This window comes from Klebsiella sp. BDA134-6, from assembly GCF_015601345.1.
Lineage (GTDB): Bacteria > Pseudomonadota > Gammaproteobacteria > Enterobacterales > Enterobacteriaceae > Klebsiella > Klebsiella grimontii.
Map to the genome: position 1 here is coordinate 3,210,441 of NZ_CP064784.1, position 14,734 is coordinate 3,225,174.

15 protein-coding genes are annotated in these 14,734 nt (G+C 57.6%); 10 read left to right on the forward strand and 5 right to left on the reverse strand.

Translation table 11 applies throughout. The features are described from left to right. Positions 1–113: 113 nt before the first annotated feature. The gene (locus IYV58_RS14805; RefSeq protein ID WP_004135642.1) at positions 114–455 is read left to right on the forward strand and encodes a DUF1283 family protein; all 342 of its coding nucleotides are present in this window, start codon (positions 114–116) and stop codon (positions 453–455) included. Between the two features lie 60 nt (positions 456–515). After that, on the forward strand, positions 516–1,076 hold the full coding sequence (gene speG / locus IYV58_RS14810; RefSeq protein ID WP_195729105.1) for a spermidine N1-acetyltransferase: 561 nt from the start codon (positions 516–518) through the stop codon (positions 1,074–1,076). On the opposite strand, the gene IYV58_RS14815 is transcribed toward speG, so the two are convergent. Then, complete coding sequence (locus IYV58_RS14815) at positions 1,070–1,780, reverse strand: YnfC family lipoprotein (protein WP_142446586.1); 711 nt, start codon at positions 1,778–1,780, stop codon at positions 1,070–1,072. The genes speG and IYV58_RS14815 overlap by 7 nt on opposite strands. 102 nt (positions 1,781–1,882) lie before the next feature. Here IYV58_RS14815 and IYV58_RS14820 point away from each other — a divergent pair, with 102 nt between their 5' ends. The 6 genes from IYV58_RS14820 (at position 1,883) to clcB (ending at position 8,286) form a co-directional block, all read left to right on the forward strand. After that, complete coding sequence (locus tag IYV58_RS14820) at positions 1,883–2,134, forward strand: DUF1161 domain-containing protein (protein WP_004119709.1); 252 nt, start codon at positions 1,883–1,885, stop codon at positions 2,132–2,134. Between the two features lie 148 nt (positions 2,135–2,282). Beyond that, the gene (ynfE, locus tag IYV58_RS14825) at positions 2,283–4,718 is read left to right on the forward strand and encodes a selenate/tellurate reductase subunit YnfE (protein WP_004119707.1); all 2,436 of its coding nucleotides are present in this window, start codon (positions 2,283–2,285) and stop codon (positions 4,716–4,718) included. Between the two features lie 10 nt (positions 4,719–4,728). Continuing rightward, a complete protein-coding gene (locus IYV58_RS14830) occupies positions 4,729–5,346 on the forward strand; it encodes a DMSO/selenate family reductase complex B subunit (RefSeq protein ID WP_087828175.1) in 618 nt (205 codons plus the stop codon). Position 5,347: 1 nt separating this feature from the next. Then, on the forward strand, positions 5,348–6,205 hold the full coding sequence (locus IYV58_RS14835; protein ID WP_004119704.1) for a DmsC/YnfH family molybdoenzyme membrane anchor subunit: 858 nt from the start codon (positions 5,348–5,350) through the stop codon (positions 6,203–6,205). A gap of 40 nt (positions 6,206–6,245) precedes the next feature. Next, positions 6,246–6,854: a Tat proofreading chaperone DmsD gene (gene dmsD / locus IYV58_RS14840; RefSeq protein WP_049112014.1), complete on the forward strand. Its 609-nt coding sequence runs from the start codon at positions 6,246–6,248 to the stop codon at positions 6,852–6,854. A 136-nt stretch (positions 6,855–6,990) separates the two neighbouring features. Next, positions 6,991–8,286, forward strand: a complete 1,296-nt coding sequence (clcB, locus tag IYV58_RS14845; RefSeq protein WP_142446587.1) for a voltage-gated ClC-type chloride channel ClcB — start codon at positions 6,991–6,993, stop codon at positions 8,284–8,286. Here the strand turns inward: clcB and bioD are convergent. The 3 genes from bioD to IYV58_RS14860 all read right to left on the reverse strand — a co-directional run bounded on the left by bioD (position 8,239) and on the right by IYV58_RS14860 (position 11,309). After that, on the reverse strand, positions 8,239–8,934 hold the full coding sequence (gene bioD, locus IYV58_RS14850; protein ID WP_004119700.1) for a dethiobiotin synthase: 696 nt from the start codon (positions 8,932–8,934) through the stop codon (positions 8,239–8,241). The two genes, clcB and bioD, sit on opposite strands and share 48 nt — an antisense overlap. 127 nt (positions 8,935–9,061) lie before the next feature. Then, positions 9,062–10,282, reverse strand: a complete 1,221-nt coding sequence (gene mlc, locus IYV58_RS14855) for a sugar metabolism global transcriptional regulator Mlc (RefSeq protein ID WP_004119699.1) — start codon at positions 10,280–10,282, stop codon at positions 9,062–9,064. Positions 10,283–10,415: 133 nt separating this feature from the next. Beyond that, the gene (locus IYV58_RS14860) at positions 10,416–11,309 is read right to left on the reverse strand and encodes a LysR family transcriptional regulator (protein ID WP_004119698.1); all 894 of its coding nucleotides are present in this window, start codon (positions 11,307–11,309) and stop codon (positions 10,416–10,418) included. A gap of 118 nt (positions 11,310–11,427) precedes the next feature. Here IYV58_RS14860 and IYV58_RS14865 point away from each other — a divergent pair, with 118 nt between their 5' ends. Continuing rightward, positions 11,428–12,678 (forward strand): MFS transporter, encoded by a 1,251-nt coding sequence (locus IYV58_RS14865; RefSeq protein ID WP_049112564.1) that lies wholly within the window; start codon positions 11,428–11,430, stop codon positions 12,676–12,678. 33 nt (positions 12,679–12,711) lie between these two features. Here IYV58_RS14865 and IYV58_RS28345 read toward each other — a convergent pair whose 3' ends face one another. After that, positions 12,712–12,804 (reverse strand): KPN_01571 family protein, encoded by a 93-nt coding sequence (locus tag IYV58_RS28345; protein WP_004119695.1) that lies wholly within the window; start codon positions 12,802–12,804, stop codon positions 12,712–12,714. Between the two features lie 292 nt (positions 12,805–13,096). Here IYV58_RS28345 and IYV58_RS14870 point away from each other — a divergent pair, with 292 nt between their 5' ends. Beyond that, positions 13,097–14,584 carry a carboxypeptidase M32 gene (locus tag IYV58_RS14870; RefSeq protein ID WP_195729106.1) on the forward strand — a complete coding sequence of 496 codons (1,488 nt, stop codon included), beginning with the start codon at positions 13,097–13,099 and terminating at the stop codon, positions 14,582–14,584. Positions 14,585–14,734 lie beyond the last annotated feature (150 nt).

Here is a 14,734-nt window from a genome sequence, read left to right on the forward strand (position 1 = left end):
GCGTTAACGCATTCTACGCAATAATGGCCGTCGTTTACTCCGTTTTGTCGGGTATGCCGTCGAAAGGAGATGTAGTAAACTTAATCCGAGGGAATCACTTAAAGGAAATCGTGATGAACACAACACTGAATAAACGCTGGTGCCTGACCGCTCTGCTGGCGCTAAGCGCGATGGTCTTTACCGCCTCGTCATTCGCCAAAACCGACAAGCTGGTGATTGAGTCCGGCGACAGCGCCCAGAGCCGCCAGCAGGCCGCTATGGAAAAAGAGCAGTGGAACGACACCCGCTCTTTACGCCAGAAGGTCAATACCCGCGCCGAAAAAGAGTGGGATAAAGCCGACGTGGCTTTTGACGCCCAGGATAACTGCCAGAAGAGCGCGAACGTCAACGCCTACTGGGAACCTAACACCCTGCGCTGCCTTGATCGTCGCACCGGCCGCACCATTACTCCGTAATGTATGGCGCCTGCGGGCGCCACAATCTACAAAGCTCCACAATCACTCACAGGTATTTCCATGACTGACGCATCTCACGTCAAACTCCGTCCGCTTGAGCGCGAAGACCTGCGCTTTGTCCACCAGCTCGACAACAATGCCAGCGTTATGCGCTACTGGTTTGAAGAACCCTATGAAGCCTTTGTCGAACTGTCCGACCTGTACGACAAACACATTCACGATCAGAGCGAACGCCGCTTTGTCATTGAATGCGCTGGCGAAAAGGCCGGACTGGTGGAACTGGTTGAAATCAACCATGTGCACCGCCGCGCTGAGTTTCAGATTATTATCTCGCCTGATTATCAGGGTAAAGGCCTGGCCACCCGCGCCGCGAAGCTCGCGATGGAATACGGTTTTATGGTGCTCAACCTTTATAAGCTGTACCTTATCGTCGATAAAGAAAATGAAAAGGCGATCCACATCTACCGCAAGCTCGGATTTATGGTGGAAGGCGAGCTGATTCATGAATTCTTTATTAACGGCGAATACCGCAATACCATCCGCATGTGCCTGTTCCAGCACCAGTATCTGGCCGAGCATAAACCGCAGGGCCAGACGCTGCTGAAACCGACTGCTCAGTAATAGTCAATGGTGCTTTTGATGGTGTAGTGGCGGGTTAGCGAAGGCTGCACGCTGTCGTCGACAACCTTAAGCTCGCAGCTTACCGGGTTATCGTGACTGTCGTAATCGCAGGTCTGGCTGACGTTGCCCAGCGTACGGTCATTGAAGGTGCTCACTGCGGTATAGTCCAATTTTTTGCGCGGATCGGATGATGGCGTTGAGGCCACCGTAAAGCGTTCACCTTTGGCCGTCGTCGTTTTGCCCAGCGGGTAACCTTCTTTGTCGTAGCGGTACGTCGCGATGCTCTCTTTGCCGCGAGCGGTGACGACGAACCCGTGCTCATCGGTTTCCCACGACACGCCCGCCGAGGGCATTTCCGCCAGCTGGCATTTGCCCTGCACACGCAGGCGCTTTTCGTGGCTTTGCGCATCCAGGTAATAGTTCGCGTCCAGCACCAGCGCCGCGCCGGTTTTGTTCTCCAGATCCTCAAACGCCAGCAGGTCGAAGCACCCTTCACTGGACAAACTCCCTTTGACCCACTTCACCACCTGGTCATGTTCGTCATACAGCGTCTGGCTAAACGCTTTTACCGGCCCGCGCAGCGGATCGAACTCAAATTCGTTAGAAAAGCTGGCCATTTCCGGGGTGAAGGCCTGCGGCGCGCCCTTTTCATCGCAGGCGCCAAGCGCCCCAACCGCCAACAGCAGCAAAAACCGTTTTTTCACGCGCGATTCCTTTTGTGCATAGTGCAATCATATTAGCAAATACAATTGTTTACACCACTTCTGCTATGCTTAACTTTGGATAACGTTAATAAGGAGTTTATGATGAAACTATCACCCTGGCTATGTGCGGCTCTACTGCTGGGTTCGACTGCTGCTTTCGCGGCGCCGGATTCCTGCGAGCGGGTAAAAAGCGATATTCAGCAGAAAATCATCAACAACGGCGTCCCGGAATCGGGCTTCAGCCTGACCATTGTCCCCAACGACCAGCCCGATCAGCCCGGCGCGCAGGTTGTCGGCCACTGCGCCAACGACACCTTTAAAATCATCTACACCCGCGACAGCGGCGCACAATAACCTCGCCGCATGACTGGAGAAGTCTTATCCCTCGGTTGACCAGGGATAAGATCTCTCTACTCCATTTTAAGTATGATCCCTCACTCTCCACGCCGACCTTACGAAGGCGTTGGCATTACGCCATTATAACAAAATCATGGAGTGAGCAATGTCTAACCAGGAACATACCGGCGGCCTTAGCCGTCGAACCCTAATTAAATCATCAGCCCTCGGCTCGCTGGCTCTCGCGGCCGGCGGTTTATCCCTGCCTTTCAGCCTTCGCCGCGCCGCCGCCGCCGTACAAGAAGCGACGCACGGCGAGGAACGGATCGTCTGGGGCGCCTGTTCGGTCAACTGCGGCAGCCGCTGCGCTCTGCGTTCACACGTTCGCGATGACGAAGTGGTCTGGGTCGAAACCGACAACACCGGCACAGACAACTATGGCGATCACCAGGTGCGCGCCTGCCTGCGCGGACGTTCTATTCGTCGTCGTATTAACCATCCTGATCGCCTTAACTACCCGATGAAACGCGTCGGCAAACGCGGGGAAGGCAAGTTCGAACGTATCAGTTGGGACGAGGCGCTGGACGCCATCGCCGCCAGCCTGAAAAGCGTGGTGGCAAAATACGGCAACGAAGCGGTCTACATTAACTACTCTTCCGGGATTGTCGGCGGCAATATTACCCGCTCCTCCCCTTACGCCTCGCTGGTGGCGCGTCTGATGAACTGCTATGGCGGTTTTTTAAGCCACTACGGTACCTACAGTACGGCGCAGATTTCCTGCGCGATGCCCTATACCTACGGCAGCAACGACGGCAACAGCACCTCCGATATTGAAAACAGCAAACTGGTGGTGATGTTCGGCAATAACCCAGCGGAAACGCGCATGAGCGGCGGCGGGATCACCTACTATCTCGAACAGGCGCGCGAGCGCTCTAACGCGCGGATGATCATTATCGACCCGCGCTATACCGACACCGCCGCCGGGCGGGAGGACGAATGGATCCCGATTCGTCCGGGTACGGATGCGGCGCTGGTGGCCGGTATCGCCTGGGTTTTAATCGACGAAAACCTGGTTGACCAGCCGTTCCTTGATACCTACTGCGTCGGCTACGACGAAAAAACGCTGCCGGAAGGAGCCCCGGCCAACGGACATTACAAAGCGTATATTCTCGGCCAGGGCGACGATGCCACCGCCAAAACGCCCCAGTGGGCGTCGCGCGTCACCGGCATTCCGGCGGATCGCATCATTAAGCTTGCGCGTGAGATTGGCGCCGCAAAACCGGCCTACATCTGCCAGGGGTGGGGACCGCAGCGCCAGGCTAACGGCGAACTGACCTCCCGGGCAATCGCCATGCTGCCTATTTTGACCGGTAACGTGGGGATTAACGGCGGCAACAGCGGCGCGCGCGAATCAACTTACACCATCACTATCGAACGCATGCCGCTGCCGGAAAATCCGGTGAAAACGCAGATCTCCTGCTTCAGCTGGACCGACGCCATCGATCGCGGTGCGGAAATGACCGCGACCCGCGACGGCGTGCGTGGCAAAGAGAAGCTGGATGTGCCGATTAAATTCATCTGGAACTACGCCGGCAACACCATCATCAACCAGCACTCCGATATCAATAAAACCCACGATATCCTGCAGGACGAAAGCAAGTGCGAGACGATCGTGGTTATCGACAACTTTATGACCTCATCGGCCAAATACGCCGATATTCTGCTGCCGGACCTGATGACCGTCGAGCAGGAAGATATTATTCCCAATGACTACGCCGGCAATATGGGCTATCTCATCTTTATTCAGCCGGTCACCTCCGCTAAATTTGAGCGCAAACCGATCTACTGGATCCTCAGCGAAGTCGCAAAGCGCCTTGGCGAGGATATCCACCAGAAGTTTACCGAAGGCCGCACCCAGGAGCAGTGGCTGCAGCATTTGTACGCGAAAATGCTGGCGAAAGACCCGGCGCTCCCGAGCTACGATGAACTGAAAAAGATGGGGATTTATAAGCGTAAAGACCCCAACGGTCACTTTGTGGCCTACCGCGACTTCCGCAAAGACCCGGTCGCCAATCCGCTAAAAACCCCGTCGGGTAAAATCGAGATCTACTCCAGCCGTCTGGCGGATATCGCCGGCAAATGGCAGTTGGAAAAGGACGAAACCATCAGTCCATTACCGGTATACGCGTCTACTTTCGAAGGGTGGGACGATCCACTGCGTGAGAAATTCCCGCTGCAAATGTTCGGCTTCCACTATAAGGCGCGCACCCACTCCAGCTACGGCAACATTGATGTGTTACAGGCCGCCTGCCGCCAGGAGGTATGGCTTAACCCGCTGGATGCCGAGAAGCGCGGGATTAAAAATGGCGATATGGTGCGCGTATTCAACGCCCGCGGCGAACTGCGCATTCCGGCTAAGGTGACCCCGCGCATCATGCCCGGCGTATCGGCGATGGGCCAGGGCGCCTGGCATGACGCCAATATGGACGGCGATCGCGTCGATCGCGGCTCCTGTATTAATACCCTGACGACGCATCGTCCTTCGCCGCTGGCGAAAGGCAATCCCCAGCACACCAATCTGGTCGAAATCGAGAAGGTTTAAGGAGTAAACCATGAGCGCTCAGTATGGATTTTTTATCGATTCCGCCCGCTGCACAGGCTGTAAGACCTGCGAGCTGGCCTGTAAGGATTATAAAAACTTAACGCCTGACGTCAGCTTTCGCCGCATTTACGAATACGCGGGCGGCGGCTGGCAGGAAGATAACGGCGTGTGGAATCAAAACGTTTTTGCCTATTACCTTTCCATCGCCTGTAACCACTGCGAAGATCCGGCCTGTACTAAAGTGTGCCCCAGCGGCGCCATGCACAAGCGCGATGACGGCTTTGTGGTGGTGAACGAAGAGGTATGCATCGGCTGTCGCTACTGCCATATGGCCTGTCCGTACGGCGCGCCGCAGTACAACGCGGCAAAGGGCCACATGACCAAATGCGACGGCTGCTACGACCGGGTTGCTAACGGTAAAAAACCGATTTGCGTCGAATCCTGCCCGCTGCGGGCGCTCGACTTTGGCCCCATCGAAGAGCTGCGCGAAAAGCACGGTCAGCTTGCCGCCGTCGCGCCGCTGCCGTCCGCGCACTTCACGAAGCCGAGCATTGTGATTAAACCTAACGCCAACAGCCGTCCGACGGGTGATACCACCGGCTATCTGGCCAACCCGAAGGAGGTGTAACGTGGGAAATGGATGGCATGAATGGCCGCTGGTGCTGTTTACGGTGCTGGGGCAAAGCGTTGCAGGGGCGATTATCGTCAGCGGGCTAGGCTGGCTTTCGCTGAATAACAATTCCGAAGCCCGGGAGCGCCTGGTGCGCGGCATGTTTTTTATCTGGCTGGTGATGGGGATTGGCTTTCTGGCGTCAATCATCCACCTTGGCTCACCGCTGCGGGCGTTTAACTCGCTTAACCGGCTAGGAGCATCGGCATTAAGCAATGAAATTGCCAGCGGCGCGCTGTTTTTCGCCGTTGGGGGTTTCTGGTGGCTGCTGACGATTCTCGGCAAAATGCCGAGAATGCTGGCCAAAGCCTGGCTCCTGCTCACTATGCTGCTCGGTTGCCTGTTCGTCCTTGAGATGAGCCTGGTCTATCAAATTGATACCGTGCCGACCTGGTATAATGCCTACACCACCGCCGCCTTCTTTCTGACGATGGTGCTGTGCGGGCCGCTTTTCGCCGCCCTGCTGCTGCGGGTAGCCAACGTGCCTTTTAACGGCACCGTCTTCGCGTCGATGAGCGTCCTTGCGCTGCTGGCAAGCCTGGCGGTGGTCATTTTGCAGAACAGCGAACTGGCGGAGATCCGCAGCTCCGTGCAGCAGGCCAGCGCCCTACTGCCAAACTATGGCTGGCTACAAATCCTGCGTTTAGCATTTTTGACGTTGGGCCTTGGCTGCTGGATCTGCCCGCTGGCAAGAAAGAAAAACCCGCGCATCGCCAGCCTGCTGCTCGGACTGATCCTGGTATTACTCGGCGAGTTTATCGGTCGCGGCCTGTTTTATGGCCTACATATGACCGTCGGTACGGCGATTGCCGGTTAATCAACGGGTGCCGCGGCACCCTCTGCTGTAAGGAAAAGGTATGCTGCAAGCGCAAGACCGCGACGCCGTCGCACTCAGCGCCCGTACGCTGGGCGCGCTGTTTTCTTTTGCTCCGAATAGCGAGCAGGTGGCTCCTCTGATCGCAGCCCTGCGCGACGGCAGTTGGCAGAGCCAGTGGCCCTGGCCGGTCGCGGACGGCCTGGCGGCGCAGTTCGCTATCGAAGACGATGAACCGCTGGCGGAAGCCTGGCAGAGGCTGTTCATCGGCCCGTGGGCGCTGCCCGCGCCGCCGTGGGGCTCCGTCTGGCTGGACAAAGAAAGCGTGCTGTTCGGCGACTCGACGCTGGCGCTGCGCGAGTGGATGCGGGCCACCGGTATCAGTCTGTCTGAGCGACGCGCCGAGCCGGAAGACCACTTCGGTACGCTGCTGCTGCTGGCGGCCTGGCTTTGTGAATCCGGTCAGGATGAGGCATTTAACCAGCTGCTGGCCTGGCATCTTCTCCCGTGGTCGGGGCGCTTTCTGAGCGTGTTTATCTCTGGGGCGGAAAACCCTTTTTATCAGGCTCTGGGCCAGCTGGCGCAAGAGACGCTGACGTACTGGCAGGCGCAGCTGCCCTGCGCGGTCGCCGATAAACCGCTCTACCGTTAACCCCTGCGCTATGCCCGTCCGGCGGGCATAGCGCAGGTGACAACGTCACTTTCTCTCCCTTTCGCACTTATCGCTTTTGCGTCTATGCTTATTCCCGGTAAAAATAAGCCATGTCCCGCGCTAATCGTATTTGCTGATGCATCGTCTTCACGCTTATCCTGATATTCAGGTTATGTTTCGCCGCCTGCTGATTGCCATGCTGGTCGGCGTCTTCGCCGCGCTCGCGGTTGCCCTGTTTCGCCACGCGATGGCCGGTCTGGAAAGCCTGTTTCTGAGCAATGACAGTGGAAGCCTGGTCAACGCCGCTGAGTCGATGCCCGGCTGGCGTCGGTTATTGACGCCCGCGCTAGGCGGTTTTGCGGCTGGCACCCTGCTCTGGCTCTGGCAGCGGCGCACCAGTGCACGACCCCATGCGCCAACCGACTATATGGAAGCCCTCGAGACCGGCGACGGCGTGTTTGATACGCCCGCCAGCCTGGTAAAATCGCTGGCTTCCCTGCTGGTGGTGACCACCGGCAGCGCCATTGGCCGCGAGGGGGCGATGATCCTGCTGGCCGCGCTGGCCGCTTCTCTGTTCGCCCGCATCTTTACGCCCAAAGACGAGTGGAAGCTGTGGGTAGCCTGCGGCGCCGCCGCCGGGATGGCCAGCGCCTACCATGCTCCGCTGGCCGGCAGCCTGTTTATCGCCGAGATTTTATTCGGTACCCTGATGCTGGCTTCGCTTGGCCCGGTCGTGATTGCCGCGGTGGTCGCCCTGCTGCTGACCAATCTGCTGAACGGCGGTTCGGCTCCGCTGTATCACGTTGAATTTCACGAAACCCTTCGTGCGACGCACTATGCACTGATGCTGGCGACGGCTCTGCTGGCCGGGCTTTGCGGGCCGCTGTTTATCTGGCTGATGGGCTATAGCCATGGCTGCTTTGTCCGGCTGCGCCTGTCGCCCCCCTTGCAGCTGGCGCTCGGTGGCCTCGTTGTCGGTCTGCTGTCGCTGATCGCGCCGGCCGTCTGGGGGAATGGCTATAGCGTTGTGCAGCGCTATCTCCTGTCGCCGCCGCTGTTGAGCGCAATACTTACGGTGTTTGTCTGCAAGCTGCTTGCGGTACTCGCCAGCAGCGGCTCCGGGGCGCCGGGCGGCGTATTTACGCCAACGCTATTTGTTGGGCTGGGGATCGGTATGCTGTTCGCCAACCTGACCGGGCTGTGGCTGCCTGATGGCCAGGCGATCGCGATAATGATTGGCTTAACCGGGATGGCGGCGTTTCTGGCGGCCACCACCCATGCGCCGATTATGTCAACGCTGATGATTTGTGAAATGACCGGACAGTACGTTTTACTGCCCGGTTTACTGATTGCCAGCGTGCTGGCATCGGTGCTATCGCGGACGCTACGCCGAGATTCTATCTACCGCCATCATCTCCCCGAGCATCGATAAGTCGATATACTGGCTTAATTCGCGCTGTTCCGCGCGCGGCAAGTAAGGCAGTTCACCGATTAGCGGCGCCGGCAGCTTTTTGCTCAGTACGTCGATGATTTCAGCATAATGCGCCAGGCCCGGATTAATGCGGTTGGCCACCCAGCCTATAAGCGGCAGGCCGTCGTTTGCTATCGCCTGCGCGGTCAGCAGAGCGTGATTGATACAGCCCTCCTGAATCCCCACCACCATGAGCACCGGCAGCTGTTCCTGCACTACCCATTCCGAGAGCGGGCGCAGGTCGTTCATCAGGCTGCGCCAGCCGCCGGTACCTTCAACTACCACATGCTCAACCTGGCCGCTGAGGCGCTGGAGGCCATCCGACAGTAGGCCGTAGTTGATCGGGCAACTGTGCGCCACGCTGCTTTCATCTTCGCTTAACGCGATGGGATTGACAGCTTCATACGGTAACACCAGCGATGACACGCTCTGTAAGACCAGCGCATCTTTGTTCCGCAGTCCGTCCGGCGTCTCTTTACTGCCCTTCGCCACAGGCTTGTATCCGGCGACGCTTTTGCCGCAGGCAGCCAGTGCCTGCAACAGCGCACGGGAAACCACCGTCTTGCCGACGGCAGTGTCAGTACCTGTTATGAAGAAACGCTTAAACATCACTAACCCCACAGTTATGTTGATGAAATATACGGGAGAGAAATAATCAACTGTGGAAAAAGTCTACGCGATGCCGCCGGAAGCCAGCTTGAGATAGCGCAATTTTTGGTGTGAATATGAAAAAATGTTAACCCTGTAACAGTCGTATCAGCAACGATCCGTTATAGAGGGCATCCTTAACCAGGGCCGCGCCAGCCATCGTTCCCCGGTTAGAAAACTGAGTGCTTTCCACGGCAATATGTCGGCTATAGGCAGGTAACGATTGTTGTCGAATACAATCAGATATTGCCGGAAACAGAATATCCGCAGCCAGGTTGAAGGGGGAGCCGATAAGAATTTTCTGCGGGTTAAAGAGGTTAACCATAATCGCCAGAATCCGCCCGACATGGTTCCCGACGCCGCTGATAATGTCCCGCGCCAGCAAATCCCCCTGCAGAGCGGCCTGACATAGCCATTCAACGCTCAGCGGCTGCTGGTGCAGCATCGAACTCATCGACTTCGCCATACGGATCTGCGCCAGCTCCAGCACGCTTTCCACGCTGGCGATCGTTTCCAGACAGCCATGGTTGCCGCAATAGCAGCGTTTCCCATACGGGTCGACCTGGGTGTGGCCGATCTCGACCAGGCTGCTGCTGCCCGCGTGCAATAGACGGCCGTCGGTGATCACCCCCGCGCCGACGTTATGGTCTATCACCACCTGAATCACATCCCGCGCGCCTCTGGAGGCGCCAAACAGCGATTCGGCCATGGTCCAGGCGCTGATATCGTGCTGAATATAGACCGATACGCCGGTATGGTTGGCTAAGATCTCGCCCAGCGGCATATCCTTAACGTCTTCATAAAAAGGCATCCGGTGGATGATACCGTGCTCGGTGTCGATGATCCCCGGCATGGTAACGGCGATGGCGGTTAAACGCTCCAGCTTCTTTTGGTGACGAATAAAGAACTGGTCAACATGATCGAGTAGCCGGGTCGCAAAAGGCTGAGCGTGCTGTAACGCCAGTTCAAGCTGCTCTTCCACCACCAGCGCGCTGCTTAAATCCCGCAGCGCGAGGTGGAGCTCGCCGCGGCTGATGCGGATAGAGAGGTAGTGCCAGGCTTCCGTTTCCACCATTAAGCCAACGGCAGGCCTTCCCCGGCTACCCGGCTCCTGGATTTCCGTCTCCTGGACCAGATGCGCTTCCAGCATTTCGCGGACGATCTTGGTGATGCTGGCAGGCGCCAGCTGCGCAAAGCGCGAAAGGTCGATGCGCGACACCGGGCCAAGCTGATCAATGAGGCGATAAACCGCGCCCGCGTTGGTCTGCTTAATTTGATCGATATGGCCTGGCTGACTGTCCGCTACCACCGTTGACTCCCTTTATTTTCGCGCTTCGAAATAAACTGATGGCTATGGTGAAGCACTTCAATGGTAATCGTCAAATTTTTGCTTAGCCTTGTGATTTACCGCACATTTTTAGCCGTGATTTGTCTTAAATAACTCACGTGGTGCTGGCAAGCAGTGATTCGCGAAAACGCCGGGCCGCCTGCCCCTGTTCATGATGCTTCGACCACACCAGCCACATTTCCGATACCGCATCCTGCTCTTCGATGGGCAGCCAGCACATTTCCGATAGCTGAACCCGTCTGAATGACGCCGGCAATATCGACACGCCAAGCCCGGCGGCAACCAGTCCGATAATCGTCATCGCTTCCCCCACTTCCTGGGCGATCGTTGGCGTCAGATCGTAGCGCCGCAGCAGGCCGAGAATATCGTCATACAGCCCGGTACCGACATGGGGATCGAAGAACACAAACGGCTCCCGCGCCAGTTCCCGCAGGCTGACGCGCGGCTGGCTCGCCAGCGGATGATCGCGCGGCACCATCGCCAGCAGTGGTTCGCGCAGCACTCTTTCCCAGATCAGGGTTTCCGGCAGTTGGGTATTACGCATCAGCCCCAGATCCAGCGCCCCCTCGTTCAGCGGCACAATCTGCTCGCGCGTGTTGGTTTCCCGCGTTTGAATATGCACATCGGGATAGCGGCGTCGGAAGGTCGATAGCGTATCCGATACCGCCTTAATAAAGGGGGCAGAGGAGGTAAAACCAATGCGCAGTTCGCCGGTTTCGCCCTGATGAAGACGGGCTGCCCGCGCGGCGGCATCGTCCACTTGGGTCAGGATCTGCCGGCTATCGGCGAGAAACTGCCTCCCGGCCTCCGTCAGGCTGACGCTGCGGTTCGTCCGGGCAAACAGACGTGCGCCAATTTGCTGCTCAAGGATTTGAATCTGCTGGCTAAGCGGCGGCTGAGAGATATTTAACCGCGCCGCCGCATGGCCGAAATGGAGCTCTTCCGCCACGGCAATAAAATAGCGGAGATGACGAAGTTCAATATTCATATCTAAAATGTCTTATTTGAGATTATTAATATATTAGACAGAATATTTACATTTTCCTACTCTGAATAAGTGACTTACTCGGTCGCTCAACTCTCTGTTTATTACCAAGGATTTTTCCGTGAGTCGTACAACTACCGCTGACACCGTCCCGGCAAACGACGTCAGCGACATTATCGCTCCTCAGCCAAACCAGTTTATCAAACGCGGTACCCCGCAATTTATTCGCGTCACCCTCGCCCTCTTTTCCGCCGGACTGGCGACCTTCGCGCTGCTCTATTGTGTTCAGCCGATTCTGCCGGTGCTCTCCAGCGAATTCGGCGTCTCGCCGGCCAGCAGCAGTATCTCGCTGTCGATTTCCACGGCTATGCTGGCAGTCGGCCTGCTGTTTACCGGCCCGTTATCCGACGCCATTGGCCGCAAACAGGTGATGGTGACTGCACTGGTGCTGGCTTCCTGCTGCTCCCTACTGTCAACGATGATGTCCAGCTGGCATGGGATCCTGATTATGCGCGCCCTGATCGGCCTGTCGTTGAGCGGCGTGGCGGCGGTCGGCATGACCTATCTGAGCGAAGAGATCCACCCCAGCGTCGTGGCGTTCTCAATGGGGCTGTATATCAGCGGAAACTCGATTGGCGGCATGAGCGGCCGTCTGCTGACCGGGGTATTCACCGATTTCTTCGGCTGGCGTATCGCGCTGGCGGTCATTAGCGGCTTCGCCCTCGCAGCCGCGCTGATGTTCTGGCGCATCCTGCCGGAGTCGCGCCACTTTCGTCCAACGTCGCTGCGGCCAAAATCGCTGCTGATCAACTTCCGCCTGCACTGGCGCGATCGCGGACTACCGCTGCTATTTCTTGAAGGTTTCTTATTAATGGGGGCATTCGTAACGCTGTTTAACTATATCGGCTATCGTCTGATGCTCTCGCCGTGGTCGCTCAGCCAGGCGGTGGTTGGCCTGCTGTCGGTGGCCTATTTGACCGGAACCTGGAGTTCGCCGAAAGCCGGGGCGATGACCGTTCGCTACGGTCGCGGCCCGGTACTGCTATTCTCCACGGCGGTGATGCTCGGCGGCCTGCTGCTGACCCTGTTCTCGTCCCTGTGGCTAATTTTTATCGGCATGCTGCTGTTCTCGGCGGGCTTCTTCGCGGCGCACTCGGTAGCCAGCAGTTGGATCGGCCCGCGCGCCCGTCGTGCCCGCGGCCAGGCGTCATCGCTCTATTTGTTTAGCTACTATCTGGGTTCCAGCATGGCGGGGACGTTAGGCGGGGTGTTCTGGCATAACTACGGCTGGAACGGCGTCGGCGGGTTTATCGCGCTGATGCTGCTGGCAGCGCTGCTCACCGGCGCGTGTTTGCATAAACGGCTGAAATAACGCGGGTTAACGTGGCCTGTCACGGGCCACGCTTCACCACATCCCCAGTACCGATGACATTCCCAACACCTCTCTAACGGCATCGATTGAAAGCAGAGCAATAAACAGCCAGGTAAACGGATTCATAATCCACCTCGCATAGGCGGGCTGTGCCTGCATTAAGTTTAGCCGCGGTTTAGAGAAAGCGTCTGTTACTTTACGCACATCCGGATTATTTCGAGCCAAACATAAAATACGCAATCGATCAATCCCTACATTATGCTAATAGCCGGCGAGCCGATGCGGGCGGCGATGGGCAGATCGTCTCGGGAGATTTGTGGTGGAAGGCCCCGCATCCCTCGACCCCATCGGCGTATCACGATAGTGTAGAAGCCAACGAAAACCTCTTTTGTTCACTTGCCACCGTCAGAGTGTAAACATGACCGAAAATAAAAATTATCATCAACTTACCCGCACCTTCCAGCGACTCTCCCGCTTCTCGCATCTCTCGGCCATCGCCGGCTGGGATATGTTCGCCATGATGCCGCCCGGCGGCAGCGCGGCCCGCGGCGCGGCGCTCGCCGAGCTCGGCGTTTTGCAGCATCAGATCCTCACCGACAGGAAAGTGGGTGAATGGCTACAGAACGCGCTTCAGGAAGAGCTAAATGATGTGGAACAGGCCAACCTGCGCGAAATGACTCGCCAGTACCAACAGGCGGCGCTGCTGCCGGAAAGCCTGGTGGAAGCCAAATCGCTGGCGGGTAGCCGCTGCGAGCACGCCTGGCGCAGCCAGCGTCCGGCGAACGACTGGCAGGGTTTTGCCGAAAACCTGCGTGAAGTCGTCAAACTGAGCCGCGAAGAGGCGCAGATTCGCGCAGCGGCGAAAGGCGGCTCCCGCTATGACGCCCTGCTGGATATTTTTGAACCGGATATGACCAGCGCCCGTCTGGACGTGCTGTTCGCGGACCTTAAATCCTGGCTTCCTTCGCTGCTGGAAAAAGCGGTCGAGAAGCAGGCACAGACGCCCCTAATCGAACCTCAGGGGCCGTTTCCGATTGCCGACCAGCGCGAGCTGGGGCTGGAGGCGATGCGCGTGCTGGGATTTGATTTTGACGGCGGACGCCTGGATATCAGCGCCCACCCGTTCTGCGGCGGCGTCCCCGAGGATGTGCGTATCACCACGCGCTACAACGAAAACGACCTGCTCAGCGCGCTGTTTGGCGTGATTCACGAAACCGGCCACGCGCGCTACGAACAAAATCTGCCGCGTAACTGGCTCGATCAGCCCATCGCCCTCGCCCGTTCTACGGCGATCCATGAGTCGCAAAGCCTGTTTTTCGAAATGCAGCTTGGCCGCAGCGACGCCTTTCTACAGCGCCTGCTGCCAACGGTACGTCAGTACTTTGGCGAACAGCTGGCCTTTAGTCGCGAAAACTTCATCGCCTGGAATCAGCGCGTCAAGCCGGGCTTTATTCGCGTCGACGCGGATGAGGTGAGCTATCCGGCACACGTCATTCTGCGCTATGAAATTGAACGCGCGCTAATAGATGGCGATATCGAGGTCGATGATATTCCGGCGCTGTGGGACGAAAAAATGCAGCACTGGCTGGGACTTTCCACCACCGGCAACTATCGCGACGGCTGTATGCAGGATATCCACTGGACCGACGGCGGTTTTGGCTATTTCCCTTCCTATACGCTTGGCGCGATGTATGCCGCTCAGCTGATGGCTTCCGCCAGACGGGCGCTACCGCAGCTGGAAAGCGATATCGCCAACGGTAACTTCAGCGCGCTGTTTGACTGGCTGCGGCAAAATATCTGGCAGCACGGTAGCCGTTTTACCACCTCGCAGCTGATTCAGCACGCTACCGGAGAAGACCTTAATAGCGCCTATTTCCGCCAGCACCTTACCTCGCGTTATCTGTAAATCACCGGCGTCGGGCCGCTCCCGACGCCGTGTTCCATCTCTGTCGCAGCGCGTTGTACATTCGGTTACACGCCGATACCAAACACTCACGGAAACCTCGATAAGACAAGCATATAGTTCTTTCAACGGCCCCGCAGTGGGGTTGAAACA

Bases quoted from the DNA above. Each gene is read 5' to 3' on its own strand.
- IYV58_RS14820 (WP_004119709.1), top strand. From the start codon at position 1,883: ATGAAACTATCACCCTGGCTATGTGCGGCTCTACTGCTGGGTTCGACT.
- ynfE (WP_004119707.1), top strand. From the start codon at position 2,283: ATGTCTAACCAGGAACATACCGGCGGCCTTAGCCGTCGAACCCTAATT.
- speG (WP_195729105.1), top strand. From the start codon at position 516: ATGACTGACGCATCTCACGTCAAACTCCGTCCGCTTGAGCGCGAAGAC.
- IYV58_RS14830 (WP_087828175.1), top strand. From the start codon at position 4,729: ATGAGCGCTCAGTATGGATTTTTTATCGATTCCGCCCGCTGCACAGGC.
- IYV58_RS14870 (WP_195729106.1), top strand. From the start codon at position 13,097: ATGACCGAAAATAAAAATTATCATCAACTTACCCGCACCTTCCAGCGA.
- IYV58_RS14805 (WP_004135642.1), top strand. From the start codon at position 114: ATGAACACAACACTGAATAAACGCTGGTGCCTGACCGCTCTGCTGGCG.
- clcB (WP_142446587.1), top strand. From the start codon at position 6,991: ATGCATCGTCTTCACGCTTATCCTGATATTCAGGTTATGTTTCGCCGC.
- dmsD (WP_049112014.1), top strand. From the start codon at position 6,246: ATGCTGCAAGCGCAAGACCGCGACGCCGTCGCACTCAGCGCCCGTACG.
- bioD (WP_004119700.1), bottom strand. From the start codon at position 8,934: ATGTTTAAGCGTTTCTTCATAACAGGTACTGACACTGCCGTCGGCAAG.
- IYV58_RS28345 (WP_004119695.1), bottom strand. From the start codon at position 12,804: ATGAATCCGTTTACCTGGCTGTTTATTGCTCTGCTTTCAATCGATGCC.
- IYV58_RS14860 (WP_004119698.1), bottom strand. From the start codon at position 11,309: ATGAATATTGAACTTCGTCATCTCCGCTATTTTATTGCCGTGGCGGAA.